We start from the raw sequence: 14,269 nt of genomic DNA, 5'->3' as shown, positions 1-14,269 counted from the left end.
TCGGAATATCACGTATGATGTGATTGTATTCCGTAGATTTTTTTGGATTCCAGAGCCGGAGTATTCGGTGCAGTACGGGACAGCGCTACGTGGCAATTGCTGGCTTCCCACGGCCGCTTCCGAGGCAGTTGGGTGGCGATGGCGCTATGACTGACGACGGCACGGGTGGTGTTCGTGCCACGGTTTTCTGTCGAACCGCAACCCCTACCTGTTCGGTCGGCGACTCCTCGGTATGGAACTTGGCGTCATCGGACTCGGACGCATGGGCCGAATCGTCGTCGACCGCGTACTCGAAGCCGGCCACGAAGTCGTCGTCTTCGATATCGACGAGGAGAGCGTCGCCGACGCGGCGGACGCCGGCGCTCGGCCGGCGTCGTCCATCGCGGACCTCGCGGAGAAACTCGGCTCGGAGAAACGCATCTGGCTGATGGTTCCGGCCGGAGACCCAGTCGACGCTGCGCTGGACGAGTTGGCTCCGACACTCGACGGCGACGACATCGTAGTCGACGGCGGCAATTCCTACTTCGAGGACTCGGTTCGCCGCGCCGAGTCGACCGAGGCGGCCTATCTCGACTGTGGAACGTCCGGCGGTCCGGCGGGTGCAGAACTGGGGTTCTCACTGATGGTCGGCGGCCCGCAGTGGGCCTACGACGAACTGGTTCCCGTCTTCGACGCCGTCTCGACCGGCCCCGACGGCCACGACCGGATGGGACCGGCCGGCTCGGGCCACTATGTCAAGATGGTCCACAACGGTGTCGAGTACGCACTGATGCAGACCTACGGCGAGGGCTTCGAACTGCTGGCCAACGGCCGTTATGACCTTGATCTCGAATCGGTCGCCAACACCTGGAACAACGGCGCGGTCATCCGGTCGTGGCTGCTGGAACTCTGCGAGGAGGCGTTCCGCGAGGAGGGCAACGACCTCGGTGACGTGGCCGACCGCGTCGAGGGCGGGTCGACGGGGACCTGGACCGTCCAAGAGGCGCTCGAACAGGAAGTCCCGGTGCCGCTCATCTACCAAGCGCTGGCCGAGCGGTTCGGTTCGCGGGCCGACGACGGCCGCTTCTCGCGCCGCCTCGCAAGCCGGCTCAGGTACGGCTTCGGTCGCCACGACGTCCCACGACGGGAGTGAGTGTGCTACCGTGTCGCTTCAGGATTCGTTTGCTGGAGCAGTGCTTCTTGCGAGCACTGTTGTCTGGTCGTCTCCGTGCCAGACGAGGCTGACTTCGGTTCCGCCCTCGACGTTAACGCTCGACTGATCGCCGACAGTCACTCTGCCGTCGTCATCGTCCCACCCCACTGTTTGTCCGTCCGTCACTTCGATAGTGAGTTGCTCCGCGCTGATCGTCTCACCACCGTCGTGGGTTACAACAGTAACCACACCGTCTGGTGTCTGCTCGTGCTCGAACGAGAACGAGGCCTGTGGGGCCACAGATACGTCGCCCCCACCGCTACCCATTCCCAGCACGAAAGACGCAATTACCGCCGAGACGACGATGATAATCGGAATGAGGATGACCAGAACAGCCATACTGACACCGATTCCGACGAGTACCTTTCCAGCGGTACCGAGATTGTTCCACGACTCTTTTACTCTCATGTCACTCCCCATTAATTGATAGAACTAAACAGTATGGAAATTAATCGCCTCCATCGGGCACACTGTTGTCTGATGGCCGGGCCGTTCGCGGGTGGCTGCGGGTGAAACAACAGCTAATATGGCCGGGCCGTTCGCGGGTGGCTGCGGGTGAAACAACAGCTAATTAAACCAGTATTCCATAGCCGTGCACATGGTAGAACTCGTTGGACTCGCCGCCGGGGCCACGCTTACCCTGATAGTGGTCGCGCTCCACTACGCCAAAGGGACCGGTTGGGAGGCACCGGAAGATATCTCTCAGGAGGTCCTTGAGCAGCGGGCCGCGACAGTCCCCGAGACGGACTTCCCGGAGCCGTACAACCGCTCTATCGGCGGTGGCGGTGCCACAGCGATTCCGGCCGGTGAGGCCGAAGGCGAACTCGGCGAAGGCGAAGAGGTCGAAGAGGAGGACGACGGCTTCGACCCCGACGACATCGCCGACGACGAGGTCGAGTACTACGAAATCGAATTCGCCAAGGAAGGCGAGACAATCGAGGTCGCCAACAACGAGACGATTCTCGATGCTGGCGAAGAGGAAGGCTGGGACCTCCCCTACGCCTGCCGTGAGGGCCAGTGTATCTCCTGTGCCGGCCATATCGAGGACGGCCCAGCGACGGACTACATCCGTCACAGCAACAACGACTCGCTGATGGACGACGACATGGAAGAGGGGTACTGTCTGACCTGTGTCGCGTACCCGACCAGCGAGTTCACTATCGAGACCGGCGAGTCGCCCTGACGGGTTCACAATCGTTAAGACGCGCAGTCCGATAGCGCTTCTTGTGGGCGGCTAGTTCAGCGGACAGAACGCCTGGTTCCGGACCAGATGGTCGGGGGTTCAAATCCCTCGCCGCCCGTGCAGCGAACCCGAGTTTTACGAGCGGTGAGCGAACCGGAAGCGAGGATTTGAATCAGGGAGTGTAGCGGTGCGAAACGACTGTGGTTCAAATCCCTCGCTGCCCGCTATTCTGCGAGGAGCGGACGTGACGAGCGAATAGCAGTATCAGAGCGGTTTGAACCCGGGGAGTCGCAACGCCCGTCCCTGTCTCTCACGGCCCCGGTGACTGTCACGGCACGGGAATCGCCGCAACGTCCTTGAGGTTCCGACACAAGGTACGAACACATGCGTGTGCTCGTCGTGGGTGCGACCGGATTCATCGGACAGCGACTGGTCCGTGCCCTGAACGACGCAGGCCACGATGTGGTGGCGTTCTCCCGGAGTGCGAGCGAAGAATCGTTTCCCGACGGGGTCGAGCCGTTCGAGGGTGACCTCGGCGACCCAGACTCCCTCGATGGACTCTGCGACGACATCGACGTTGCGTACTACCTCATCCACTCGCTCACTTCCGAGAACTTCGCTGAGCTGGACCGTCGCTACGCCCGTCGGTTCGCGGACTCGGCGTCGGCCGCGGGCGTCGACAGGGTTGTCTATCTCAGCGGTATCAGCGGTGACGAGGAGAACCTCTCGCCCCATCTGGCGTCGCGGCGCGAAGTCGAGTCGGTGCTGGCGGAGGGGTCGTTCGACCTGACGGTACTCCGTGCGGCGGTCATCATCGGCCCGGAGAGCGCGAGCTTCCGGATCGTCAACGACCTGACCGACCGGCTGCCGCTGATGCTCGTCCCCAAGTGGGTCAGAACGCCGTGTCAGCCCATCGGTGTCGACGACGCGATTAGCTACCTCGTGGCGTTGCTCGATGCCGACGAGACCCGTGGCGAGACCTACGACATCGGCGGGCCGTCAGTGTGGTCCTACGAGTCGCTGCTGAAACTCACCGCGGCAGAGAAGGGCAAGCGACTGTTTATCATCCCCGTGCCGGTGATGACGCCGGGCCTGTCCTCGCACTGGCTTCGATTCACGACAGACGTACAGTACGCCATCGCCCGGCCGCTGGCCGAGAGTATGCGGAACCCGGTCACGGTTGACCCGGCAATGGACCTGCAAGATGTCGTGCCAATCGACCAGACGCCAATCAAGGACGCTGTCCGGAAGGCGCTCGCTGCGGCGTGAGGACGGCCATCGACGTGTCCCGGCGGAACCCCTTTGAGTCTGTCTGGTGCATATCCTTGCATGCCCGAATCGGTCGCCGTCACTGGCGGTAACGGCCGTGTCGGCACGCACGTCCTCGAATATCTGGATGCAGCGGGATACCGGACGGTCAATCTCTCCCGCGGTCGGCGCGACGAGACACACTCGGACGTATACATCGAGACTGACCTGCTCGATGCGGGCGAGGTGTACGGTGCACTCGCAAAGAGCGATGCCGACGCTGTCGTCCACCTCGGAATGGTTCCCACGCCCGACCAGACGCCGGGATACCGGACCTATGAAAGTAACGTCATGTCCAGCTATCACCTACTGGAAGCAGCCGGCGAACTGGGTATCGACACGGTCGCTCTGGCGTCGAGTTTCAGCGCCATCGGCGGCGGGTTCGAACCGGACGCCATCACGATTAACTTCCTCCCGGTTGACGAGGACCACCGCCTCACGCCGTCGAACCCGTACGCAATGGGGAAACAGGCACTGGAGATCGCTGCCGACGGGTTCGCCCGCCGGAGCGCGGACGCACCCCAGACCATTACGTCGCTTCGGTTCCCGTGGGTGGTCGACGATGACTTGGCCCACGAGACGTTTGTCGAGGCCGACCGTACCCTCGCTGGACTCCGGAACTCGGCGCATTTCCATACCCAGCGTAACACGCTCTGTGGATATGTCCACGCTACCGATGCTGTCACGCTCGTCGAGGCAGCCATCGAGGCGTCGTTCGATGGCCACGAGCGGTTCTGGGTGTCGGCCCCGGACACGAGTGCTGAGACACCGAGCGCCGAACTCGCAGCGGAACTGTATCCCGAGGCCGACTACCGAAGACAGACGGGCGAGGACAGCGACCCGTATGCGGCGCTCATCGACACCTCGAAAGCCCAGCAGCTGCTCGACTGGGAACCGACGTGGAGCTGGCGACAACTGGCGTGAAGCCGACGGTGGCCCGTGCATCGCGCCGGACGCTGCCATTACCACGCCGCATGTAGCGGCCGTTTCATCCGGAACACGTTGCTAAAATGTAATGTGTATGTAACTAACAAGCATGAGTGACGCCGAACAGCCGTCAGAGAGCGAGACACACGACCATCACGAGCATCACGACCACGAGGGGCCGGGCTATGCCACTCCGCAGGCGGCCATTGAGGAGGCCGAGCGCGAACGGACCGCCTACGTGATGGGGCTGCACGTGGGTCAGGACGTCGACGCGCCGGACTTTCTGGCTGTCGTCGATGTCGACCCTGACTCGGACACCTACAGCGAAATAATCAATCGAGTCAAAATGCCGAACAAGGGCGACGAACTCCACCATTTCGGGTGGAACGCCTGCTCCTCATCGTGCCACATGGACGGACTGGAGCGCCGGCATCTCGTCATTCCCGGCCAGCGGTCATCTCGAATTCACATCGTCGACACCAAGGAGCGACGCGACCCTGAACTGACGAAAGTCATTGAACCGGAAACGGTGTACGACCACGACCTCTCCGCGCCCCACACCGTCCACTGCATCCCCGACGGTGAGATCCTTATCTCCATGCTGGGCGACGCCGACGGCGACCTCCCCGGCGGCTTTCTGGAACTGAACGACGACTTCGAGGTGCAGGGTCGGTGGGACCCGCCCGGCGAGATAGAGATGAACTACGACTACTGGTATCAGCCCCGCCAGAACGTGATGCTGTCGACGGAGTGGGCGGCCCCGAAAACCTACTACCCTGGGTTCGACTTAGAGGACGTTGAGGACGGCAAATACGGCCAGCATCTCAATTTCTGGGACTGGGAGGCTGGCACCGTCGAACAGACCATCGACCTCGGCGAGGACGGTCTGATTCCGCTCGAAGCCCGCTTTCTCCACACACCCGAGAGCACGCACGGCTACGTCGGCGCGGCGCTATCCTCGAATATCATCCACTTCCACGAATCGAACGGTGAGTATCATGCCGAACCAGTCATCGAGTTCGACGACCGTGAACACGAGGGGTGGGACATGCCGGTGCCAGCACTGGTAACGGACATCCTCATCTCGATGGACGACCGCTACCTCTTCGGGTCGAACTGGCTCCACGGCGAGGTGTGGATGTACGACATCTCGGACCCGTCGAACCCCCGGAAGGCCGATTCGATCTCTATCGGTGGCTACTTCGGCGACATTCAGCAGGTACAGGGCCGTGACATCGTCGCGGGTCCGCAGATGCTTCAGCTCTCACTCGACGGCGAGCGGCTGTACTGGACGACCTCGCTGTTTTCGTCGTGGGATAACCAGTTCTTCCCCGAGGAGGCCGAGACCGGCTCGGTAATGCTCAAAGCCGATGTGGATCCGCGGACGGGGACAATGTCGCTGGACCGGGACTTCCTCGTGGACTTCGGCGACCTGCCCGAAGGCCCTGCTCGTGCCCACGAGATTCGGTGGCCCGACGGAGACTGTACCAGCGACGTGTGGCAATGACGGCGGTGCGGGTGGGCAGCTGATGTCCGAGGTCCAGCTGGACTGGCGGGACAGCGACCGGACGGAGACGATTTTCGTCCCGGACGGCAAGACGATACTCGATGCCGCGGCGGCCGCGGATATCGGACTGCCGTTCGGCTGTCGAACCGGTGCGTGCGGGACCTGTACCGCTCGGCTGCTGTCCGGTGACGTGGTGCATCACCGCTCGCCGCGGGCACTCAAGGACCGACAGCTTGCGGACGGCTACGTCCTGCTCTGTATCGCCGAGCCGACAACCGACACGCATCTCGCCGTCGGCGCGACGGTGCAGGCCGAACTGGTCCCGAACCCCTGGAAGTGACGGGGAGCCGGTCAGGTCCGGTGGTGACCCGACAGCGCTTGCTGGAGTACCTGTCCCAAGAACCCGATGGCCGGGACGACGAACACCGTCGCGTGGACCCAGGCGTCGTACGTGATATCGCTCGGCTTGGTGACCAGAAAGAGGCCGTAGAGGACGAGCATCACGATAACCCACAGGACGGTGATGACCAGAAACGGGAGCGCGTCCCGGGCTGGGTCGACGACAGCGTCACGCAGTATGTTGGACATGCTTGGGGTGTCAAGCTGAAGCGCTAAAAGCGTACCCGCTACCGGCCGAACTCCGTTACCAGTTCGATACCGTCGGTCCCGTAGTCTGTCATCGCGGCCAGCCGCTCCGAAACTTCCTCTAGTGCCACCCGGCGGGTGACGAGTGCGCCGGGATTGAGCGTCCCGTCAGCGACCAGACGGAGGAGTTCGTCGTACCGCGACGGCGGCATCCCGCGTGAGCCGAGCACGTCGATATCCCAGCGGGTGATCCAGTCGGTCGGCAGCGCCACCTCGCCGCGTTCAGCATCGGTCGTCAGCCCGACCTGAACGTGCGTTCCTCGTGGTCGGAGGCATCGAACGCTGTTCCGACAGGTCTCGGCCCGGCCCAGCGCGTCGACGGACACCTCCGCGCCGCCGTCGGTTTCGGCCTCGATGGCCGCTGGCACGTCTGCCACAGCGCTGGCGTCAACGACAGCGGTCGCACCCACATCACGGGCCATCGCCAGCGGGTCCTCGCGGATGTCGACGGCGATGACGCTCGCACCCAGCGCCGACGCGATCTGGACGGCCGCCAGCCCGAGGCCGCCACAGCCATGCACCGCGACGCGGTCCCCGGCGGCGATGTCAGCCCGATGTGCCAGCGCGTGAAAGGCCGTGACGTACCGACAGCCCAGCGCTGCCGCGGCGTCGAAATCAACGCTGTCGGGCAGCCCCACGAGGTTGTAGTCGGCCTGCGGGACGGCGACTCGCTCGGCGAACGCGCCCGGAACGTCGGACTCGAAGCCCAGCGCCCACCCGCCCGTACAGACGTTGCCGTGACCGTTTCGGCAGTAGCCACAGGTCCCGTCGCCGAGGTTGAACGGCACGACGACGCGGTCGCCGGCCGACACTGTCGTCACCCGGTCGCCCGTCTCGACGACGCGGCCCGCCGGTTCGTGGCCCAGCACCTGTCCTATCGGCACGTCGTCGTCGGCCCAGTCGCCGTGGCCCTGCCAGGCGTGCCAGTCGCTCCGACAGATGCCACACGCCTCGACCGCGACGACGGCCCCGTCCGGGTCCGGGGTCGGCGGATCGCGGTCCCGGACTGCCAGCGGTTCGTCGTACGCCTCAAGCACTGCGGCGCGCATAGGTCTGCTTCGCGCGCTCCGGACAAAATACCGGAGGCCGCCGTCGCTCGGGAGTGACTTTATGACTCGGACCAGCGATATCCGGACATGACCCTCCTCCCGGTGCTCGCTGCCCTGTTCGTGTCACCGGTCGCGGTCGCGCTGGTGTATGCCGACGCCGGGCGACGCGACCTGTCCAGCCGGTATCGCGCGGTCGCCGCCGCGACCGTCGGCGTCGCCAGTTTCGGCGGGTTCCTCGCCGCCGCCGTCTTCGGGAGCGGGCTCCTTTCGGCGTACCGCCGCCTGCTGGACCAGCCGGCGGTCGCCGTCACGCCGCTGGAGTTTCTCCTCTCCCTGCTCCTGTTCGGCCTCGTCGGCACCGCGCTGGCTGTCCTGGGGTACGGAGTCGCCAGCCGGTTCGGTCCGCTCGCGCCCCGGTAATCGCCGCGCCGGCCGCCGACCCCTACCTTCAAACCCGGCACGACCCCACCGAGAGGTATGGACGACACTGACTGGATAGGCGAGACCTTCACCAGCACGGTCGGGTGGGACCACCTGGAGAGGCTGGTCGACATCGGGAACCGGATGGCCGGCAGTGACGGCGAACGGAGGGCTGCCGAAGCGACCCGAGACGCGCTGGCGGCGTACGCCCGCGACGCTCGACTCTCCGAGTTCGAGATACAGGGCTGGGAGCGGGGCGACAGCGCCGTCCACGTCGATGGGTCACCGGTCGCGACACAGGCGCACGAATGCATCGCCCTCCCGCGGTCGCCGTCCAGCGAAGTGACCGGCGAACTGGTCGACGTCGGCCACGGCCTCCCGGAGGATTTCGAGGACGCTGACTGTGAGGGCCAGATAGTGCTGGCCCGCTCTGACGTGCCCGACTGGTACGACCGGTATATCCACCGGCGGGAGAAGTACTACCTCGCCGTCGAGGCCGGGGCGGCGGGGTTCATCTACCGCAACCACGTCGAAGGCGTGCTGCCACCGACCGGGAGCGTCGGCACGGCTGAGACCCCCATCGGCGAGATTCCGGCAGTCGGCGTCGCCAGCGAGACGGGCGCGCGACTGGGTCGCCGCTACGCCGGTGATGATGTCGCCCTTAGCGTCGACTGCGAGACGCCCGCTGCGACGAGTCAGAACGTTCACGCCGAACTCGGACCGGACACGGACGAACGACTGCTGGTGACCAGTCATGTCGACGCCCACGACATCGCGGAGGGCGCGATGGACAACGGCGCGGGGACGGCGATGGTCGTCGAACTCGCGCGGGCGCTGGCCGGCCGCGAGCACGAACTGGCGACGCGCGTGGAGTTCGTCACCTTCGGCGCGGAGGAGGTCGGACTCGTCGGCTCGAACCGGCTGGCCGCCCACGTGGCCCCCGACGACGTGACGGCCGTGCTCAATCTGGACGGCGTCGTCCAGGGCCGGACGCTGAAGTGTTTCACCCACGGGTTCGACGCGCTCGCGGCCGCCGCCGAGGACGTGGCCGACCGTTTCGACCACCCCATCTCGCTCACGCCGGAGCAGGGTCCCCACAGCGACCACTGGCCGTTTGTCCGGCGCGGCGTCCCCGGCTACCACGTGACCAGCGAAACCGGCGGCGAGGGCCGCGGCTGGGGCCACACCCACGCCGACACGCTGGACAAACTGGAATCCCGGACGTTCCGCGAGCAGGCCGTCCTGCTGACCGAACTCGCCGTGACGCTCGCCGACGGCTCGGTGCGCGCCGACCGCAAGGACCCCGCGGAGATAGCTGCCGCCCTCGAATCGCAGGACCTCGCCGAGGGGATGCGGATTACGGGCGACTGGCCCTTCGACGACTGAGACCCACTGCCGCGGTGGTCTCCGCGACTGGCGGCGGATACATACCAGATTTCTAGTATATCGGACCCCTCTCGTGTTCGGCAGTCCTGGTGTCTGACGATGGATTATAATGATTTACTCGGTATAGAAGTAACATATTCCGTAGGTTATTTACCATATGGGGACATGGAAACCGATGGCAGGTTGATTGGTCTACGTACTGTAGCCCGTATGTGAACGCCGTTACCGGCGTTCGCTGCCAAGCTCCCATGCTCTATCGGCCTCGCGGAGTCCGAGGCCGAGTCGACGTGAGTAACCACACCTGCCGTCGTCAGTCAACACCAACACCAATACCTGACACAACGGCCGTCCACGTGCCAAGACGGCCGCTGTGTCCACTTTCGGACATACTACTCCAAACACCGACTGGTAACGCAGACTGAGCAAAGCGGCACGTAGCGGCAGGGCCACTCTATGAGTCGTACGCCTGCGCTACGTCAGCCTTCGCCGACGGAATGACCTGCTGTTCAGCGTGGCGCATCGACCGCAACGCCTCGTCGGTGAATTCGACGTTGAGCGTGGGCAGGGCCCGTGCGAGACCGCCCAGCACCTCGCCGGGGTCGATGCTGAGTTCGAAGGCGAAGGCGTTCTGGTCCTCCCGCAGCGGAACGGAAAACTCGAAGTGCGTCTGAACGATATCCGTCGCCGTCTCCTGGTCATATGTATCAGTGACAGCCGTCCAGAAGTCGTCGCTGTCGGCGGCGACCAGCGGCGCGAGGTCGTCTCCAAACGACTGCTGGCGGGCCAGCAGCCGCTCCCGAATCTGGTCTCGTCGGTCGCCACGGACAGTGTCACGGAGCGCGTTCCAGTAGATATCGCGGGCCAGCACGTCGTCAGCGTAGGCGTCGAACGCCGCGTCGGTGGCAGCGTAATCCAGCACCGGCTCCAGCTGGTCGAGTATCTGCTGCTGGTAGGACTGGAGTTTCGGCCGGATAACGTGTCGTTCCAGCGGGCGGCTGTTGTTCAGCAGTTTGCCCGCAACGCGGCCGCCGCTCCCGTTTGACCCGCGAAGCACGGCTGCCACATCGAACGCCGCGTACGTCTCGTCGACGAACTGCGAGAGGTAACGCTCGAACTCCCGTTCGACGGCACGTCGTGTCACACCCAACCCTGTGGGCTGCAGTGACCTATCCCTTACGCCGATATCCGCGAACGATAGTCGCCTGTGAGATGGGACTCCCGTCCATCGCTTTCGACCGCTGTGTTCCGAGATCACTGCCGGCCACAGCCCGCCCACCCACAGGCGTCCGCACGGCGAGGGTACCACAGGTGCTGTCCGGGCTTGCGCCTCGGGTCCCCGCTGGACATCTAACACGGCCGTTATCACTGTGCGTGCCTAACAGCGTTTGTGTCCAGTGACCTGCCCAGCGACGTACACGCGGTGCTGACACAACTCGCTGAAGAGGGCGAGACGGCGATCAGCGGCGCGGAGTTCGATACGGCTCGACAGGCAGTTGCGACAGCCGAGACGGTCAGCCAGCACAAGCTCCCGGAGTGTGAGTTGCGCTCGCAGTTGCTCCACGGCTGCGAGCAGGTACACACGGCGCTAGATGACGGCCATCCCGACGCTGCCGCCGAGTATCTCCGAGCGATGAACCGACGACTTGCGGCCGTCGCCGACGATTCACTCTCCGAGTGACTTGCCACTCCCACTAACACGTAGCGCGGTCTTCGATGGTCGTCGAGCGCCGTCCCACGGTGAACGCTGTCCGTTCGTTCCCGAGGGGTGTCTCCACTGCGCACCTACTGTCGGACAGTGACGACTCGCCCCCGCTCGTCTCAGTTCTGTGTTACCGAGGCACTGGCTAGCCAGCTCCCGTGAGAGTTAAGCCACCGACCGATAATACCGTGGTATGTCTCAGGGACTATCGAAGGCCGATGACACGCTCGCCGACGCTGGCGAACGGAACCTCGTCGTCGGCGGTGATCGGCCGCTCCGTATCTCTGCGGGCCATCGATTGCTACATCACGACGGGAAATGCTCGCGCCCGCACGGACACAACTACGAAATAACGGTCCGTGTCACCGGTGAACTCACCGACGAAGGGTGGGTCGTGGATAAGGGAGACATCACGGACGTGGTCGACGAGTGGGACCACCGCTTCCTGCTCGAGGCCGGTGACCCGCTGGTCGAAGCCTTCGACGCCAGCGGCGATGGCGATGCCGTGGTCGTCCTCGACCACCCGCCGACGGCCGAGGTCATGGCCGCGATACTGGAACAGCGCCTCGCCGACCGCCTCCCGGAGACGGTGTCGGACGTCGCCGTCTCCGTCCGGGAGACCAGCGAACTCTGTATCCGCTGATGCCGGTCGCAAACGACACGCCCGGGGTCGACATCGAGGGGACCGACGCCGACGCGGAGACGGGCGACCTCCCTATCAACGAACTGTTCCAGTCGCTTCAGGGCGAGGGCCGACTGGCCGGCGTCCCGAGCGTGTTCGTTCGAACCAGCGGCTGTAATCTGCGGTGCTGGTTCTGTGACTCCTATCACACCTCCTGGGAGCCGACCCACGACTGGTTCACCGTCGGCGACGTGGTCGCGGCTATCGACGAGTACGACGCCGACCACGTCGTCCTCACCGGCGGCGAGCCGCTGATTCACGATTCGAGCGAGACCCTGCTGGCGCGGCTGGCCGACCGCGGGTATCACACGACGGTCGAGACTAACGGAACCGTCGTCCCGGACGCCCCTATCGACCTTGCCAGCGTCAGCCCGAAACTGGCCTCCAGTACGCCGACGGCCGACCGCGACCCCGACGGCGACGGCGAGTGGGCGGACCGCCACGAGGACCGGCGACTCGACGTGCCGACGCTGGCCGAACTCGTCGAAAGCTACGACACGCAACTGAAGTTCGTCGTCACCGGCCGCGAGGACATGGCCGAGATCGAGCGCCTCATCGACCGACTCCGCGACGCCGCGTCCGCACGCGTGGATGACGACGACGTGTTGCTGATGCCGGAAGGACAGACGCGCGACCAGCTCGAATCGACCCGGGAGACAGTCGCGGACCTCGCACTGGAGTACGGCTATCGGTACACGCCGCGGCTCCACGTCGACCTCTGGAACGACGCACCGGGAACGTAACTGCCTGCGATACCACTTAGCATGACTAACGACACCCGCGCTGTCGTGCTCGCCTCCGGCGGCATGGACAGCGCCACGGCGGCGTACGAAGCACAGACCCGCGGCTACGACGACCTGTACCTGCTGCACACCAGCTACGGGCAAAACACCGAAGACCGGGAGTACGAGTGCGCCAGCGCGCTGGCCGACCACGTCGACGCGGCGGACTTCCTCCACGTCGAGACCGAGCACCTCACCCAGATCGGCGCGTCGTCGCTGACCGACGACTCGATGGCCGTGGCCGACGCCGACACCGACAGCGACGAGATTCCGAGTTCCTACGTCCCGTTCCGTAACGCGAACCTGCTGTCGATGGCGGTCTCCTACGCCGAAGCCAACGACTGCGGGGCTGTCTTCATCGGCGCACACAGCGAGGACTTCTCGGGGTACCCGGACTGCCGGCCCGCCTTCTTCGACGCCTTCCAGGGCGTCATCGACGCCGGCACGAAGCCCGAGACGGACATCGACCTCGTCGCGCCGTTCGTCGAGTGGTCCAAGACAGACATCGCCGAGCGCGGCGTCGAACTCGGCGTCCCCTACGAGGACACATGGAGTTGCTACCGGGACGACGAACCGGCCTGTGGGACGTGTGACGCCTGTGCGTTCCGACTCGAAGCTTTCCAGCGCATCGGCGAACGGGACCCAATCGAATACGCCGAACGACCGACGTACGCCGAATAAGCAGATTACGGGCGGTCGTCCACCGAGGAATTAGTCGTCAGCTTGGTCCCGAGCCAGTCCGTCCAGCACGTACTCCGCCGAGGTTCGCGTCGTCGCCAGCGGCACGTCATGGACATCACAGATACGCAGGAGCGCCGAGATGTCCGGCTCGTGAGGCTGTGCTGTCAGCGGGTCCCGAAGGAAGACGATGCCGTCCATCCGGCCCTCGGCGACTTCCGCGCCGATCTGCGTGTCCCCGCCCATCGGCCCGCTCTCCTTGCGCTCGACCGTGAGGTCGGTCTCGGCCATGATGCGCTTGCTCGTCGTGCCGGTCCCGACGAGGTCGAACGCCGACAGCGTGTCCTCGTAGCTCTGTGCCAGGTCTATCATCTCGGGTTTCTCGTCGTCGTGTGCGATGAGCGCGACGCGAGTCATACTTGGGGCTCTCGGGCCATCGACTTATCTCATTTGGACGGGGGCGTGTCAGCGCCGGTTACCCGTCGACAGAAATCGCTCCGTCAGCGGTTATTGTCACGTCGTGTCCTTCGACAGCGAACGTTAGCGACTCCGTCGTCCCCTCGCCGACGACTGCACGGAGAGACTCGCTGTCGACGTACGTATCAAGCCTGTCAATATCATCCGCAGCCAGATCTGTCGCTTCAAGCACCGCATCGGCAATAACATCTTCTGCGGGCTCGGGGCTCACCCAGTCGTCGGACCCCTCCGTGGCCCGGTTCCGCAGCATATACACAGTCCCCTCGTTCGAGCTCATACGCCATCATACGCTCCCTTCTCTTATAACAGCGGATGAGCTATTTCACTGTCTGAA

The 14,269-nt window shown here is 64.5% G+C and carries 18 protein-coding genes and 1 tRNA gene; 13 read left to right on the top strand and 6 right to left on the bottom strand.

Going from position 1 to position 14,269, the window contains the following annotated elements:
• Nucleotides 1-232 precede the first annotated feature (232 nt).
• A complete protein-coding gene (locus BVU17_12895) occupies nucleotides 233-1,132 on the top strand; it encodes a 6-phosphogluconate dehydrogenase (decarboxylating) (GenBank protein ID AUG48378.1) in 900 nt (299 codons plus the stop codon).
• A gap of 18 nt (nucleotides 1,133-1,150) precedes the next feature.
• On the opposite strand, the gene BVU17_12890 is transcribed toward BVU17_12895, so the two are convergent.
• A complete protein-coding gene (locus BVU17_12890) occupies nucleotides 1,151-1,600 on the bottom strand; it encodes a type IV pilin (GenBank protein AUG48377.1) in 450 nt (149 codons plus the stop codon).
• 190 nt (nucleotides 1,601-1,790) lie between these two features.
• Here BVU17_12890 and BVU17_12885 point away from each other — a divergent pair, with 190 nt between their 5' ends.
• From BVU17_12885 to BVU17_12860, 6 genes are all read left to right on the top strand, one after another.
• Nucleotides 1,791-2,375: a (2Fe-2S)-binding protein gene (locus BVU17_12885; protein ID AUG48376.1), complete on the top strand. Its 585-nt coding sequence runs from the start codon at nucleotides 1,791-1,793 to the stop codon at nucleotides 2,373-2,375.
• A gap of 45 nt (nucleotides 2,376-2,420) precedes the next feature.
• Nucleotides 2,421-2,493 (top strand) — tRNA-Arg (locus tag BVU17_12880).
• 266 nt (nucleotides 2,494-2,759) lie between these two features.
• Nucleotides 2,760-3,644, top strand: a complete 885-nt coding sequence (locus BVU17_12875) for an NADH-binding protein (GenBank protein AUG48375.1) — start codon at nucleotides 2,760-2,762, stop codon at nucleotides 3,642-3,644.
• A 60-nt stretch (nucleotides 3,645-3,704) separates the two neighbouring features.
• Complete coding sequence (locus tag BVU17_12870; protein ID AUG48374.1) at nucleotides 3,705-4,607, top strand: UDP-glucose 4-epimerase; 903 nt, start codon at nucleotides 3,705-3,707, stop codon at nucleotides 4,605-4,607.
• Nucleotides 4,608-4,719: 112 nt separating this feature from the next.
• Nucleotides 4,720-6,117 (top strand): selenium-binding protein, encoded by a 1,398-nt coding sequence (locus tag BVU17_12865; GenBank protein ID AUG48373.1) that lies wholly within the window; start codon nucleotides 4,720-4,722, stop codon nucleotides 6,115-6,117.
• A 22-nt stretch (nucleotides 6,118-6,139) separates the two neighbouring features.
• Complete coding sequence (locus BVU17_12860; GenBank protein AUG48372.1) at nucleotides 6,140-6,457, top strand: ferredoxin; 318 nt, start codon at nucleotides 6,140-6,142, stop codon at nucleotides 6,455-6,457.
• 11 nt (nucleotides 6,458-6,468) lie between these two features.
• Here the strand turns inward: BVU17_12860 and BVU17_12855 are convergent, their stop codons facing one another.
• Both BVU17_12855 and BVU17_12850 read right to left on the bottom strand, forming a co-directional pair.
• Complete coding sequence (locus BVU17_12855) at nucleotides 6,469-6,705, bottom strand: hypothetical protein (protein AUG48371.1); 237 nt, start codon at nucleotides 6,703-6,705, stop codon at nucleotides 6,469-6,471.
• Between the two features lie 38 nt (nucleotides 6,706-6,743).
• On the bottom strand, nucleotides 6,744-7,811 hold the full coding sequence (locus tag BVU17_12850) for an alcohol dehydrogenase (protein ID AUG48370.1): 1,068 nt from the start codon (nucleotides 7,809-7,811) through the stop codon (nucleotides 6,744-6,746).
• An 87-nt stretch (nucleotides 7,812-7,898) separates the two neighbouring features.
• On the opposite strand from BVU17_12850, the gene BVU17_12845 reads away from it, so the two are divergent.
• Both BVU17_12845 and BVU17_12840 read left to right on the top strand, forming a co-directional pair.
• Nucleotides 7,899-8,231 carry a hypothetical protein gene (locus BVU17_12845; protein ID AUG48369.1) on the top strand — a complete coding sequence of 111 codons (333 nt, stop codon included), beginning with the start codon at nucleotides 7,899-7,901 and terminating at the stop codon, nucleotides 8,229-8,231.
• A gap of 57 nt (nucleotides 8,232-8,288) precedes the next feature.
• Nucleotides 8,289-9,617 (top strand): peptidase M28, encoded by a 1,329-nt coding sequence (locus BVU17_12840; GenBank protein ID AUG48368.1) that lies wholly within the window; start codon nucleotides 8,289-8,291, stop codon nucleotides 9,615-9,617.
• Between the two features lie 451 nt (nucleotides 9,618-10,068).
• On the opposite strand, the gene BVU17_12835 is transcribed toward BVU17_12840, so the two are convergent.
• Complete coding sequence (locus BVU17_12835) at nucleotides 10,069-10,758, bottom strand: hypothetical protein (GenBank protein AUG48367.1); 690 nt, start codon at nucleotides 10,756-10,758, stop codon at nucleotides 10,069-10,071.
• Nucleotides 10,759-11,004: 246 nt separating this feature from the next.
• On the opposite strand from BVU17_12835, the gene BVU17_12830 reads away from it, so the two are divergent.
• The 4 genes from BVU17_12830 to BVU17_12815 all read left to right on the top strand — a co-directional run bounded on the left by BVU17_12830 (nucleotide 11,005) and on the right by BVU17_12815 (nucleotide 13,461).
• Nucleotides 11,005-11,295, top strand: coding sequence for a hypothetical protein (locus tag BVU17_12830; GenBank protein ID AUG48366.1), 291 nt, complete (start codon nucleotides 11,005-11,007; stop codon nucleotides 11,293-11,295).
• Nucleotides 11,296-11,509: 214 nt separating this feature from the next.
• Entirely contained in the window at nucleotides 11,510-11,959 is a 450-nt protein-coding gene (locus BVU17_12825) for a 6-carboxy-5,6,7,8-tetrahydropterin synthase (GenBank protein ID AUG48365.1), read from the top strand.
• The gene (locus BVU17_12820) at nucleotides 11,959-12,741 is read left to right on the top strand and encodes a radical SAM protein (protein ID AUG48364.1); all 783 of its coding nucleotides are present in this window, start codon (nucleotides 11,959-11,961) and stop codon (nucleotides 12,739-12,741) included. The genes BVU17_12825 and BVU17_12820 overlap by 1 nt, the downstream gene beginning before the upstream one ends.
• A 21-nt stretch (nucleotides 12,742-12,762) precedes the next feature.
• Nucleotides 12,763-13,461 carry a 7-cyano-7-deazaguanine synthase QueC gene (locus tag BVU17_12815; protein AUG48363.1) on the top strand — a complete coding sequence of 233 codons (699 nt, stop codon included), beginning with the start codon at nucleotides 12,763-12,765 and terminating at the stop codon, nucleotides 13,459-13,461.
• Nucleotides 13,462-13,491: 30 nt separating this feature from the next.
• On the opposite strand, the gene BVU17_12810 is transcribed toward BVU17_12815, so the two are convergent.
• Both BVU17_12810 and BVU17_12805 read right to left on the bottom strand, forming a co-directional pair.
• Nucleotides 13,492-13,875, bottom strand: coding sequence for a methylglyoxal synthase (locus tag BVU17_12810; protein AUG48362.1), 384 nt, complete (start codon nucleotides 13,873-13,875; stop codon nucleotides 13,492-13,494).
• 58 nt (nucleotides 13,876-13,933) lie between these two features.
• Nucleotides 13,934-14,212, bottom strand: a complete 279-nt coding sequence (locus tag BVU17_12805; protein ID AUG48361.1) for a hypothetical protein — start codon at nucleotides 14,210-14,212, stop codon at nucleotides 13,934-13,936.
• Between the last annotated feature and the right edge of the window lie 57 nt (nucleotides 14,213-14,269).

This window comes from Haloarcula taiwanensis (assembly GCA_002844335.1).
Taxonomy (GTDB): Archaea; Halobacteriota; Halobacteria; order Halobacteriales; family Haloarculaceae; genus Haloarcula; species Haloarcula taiwanensis.
Note: the sequence above shows the minus strand (reverse complement) of the source record. Positions and strands in the feature narration are given on the sequence as shown.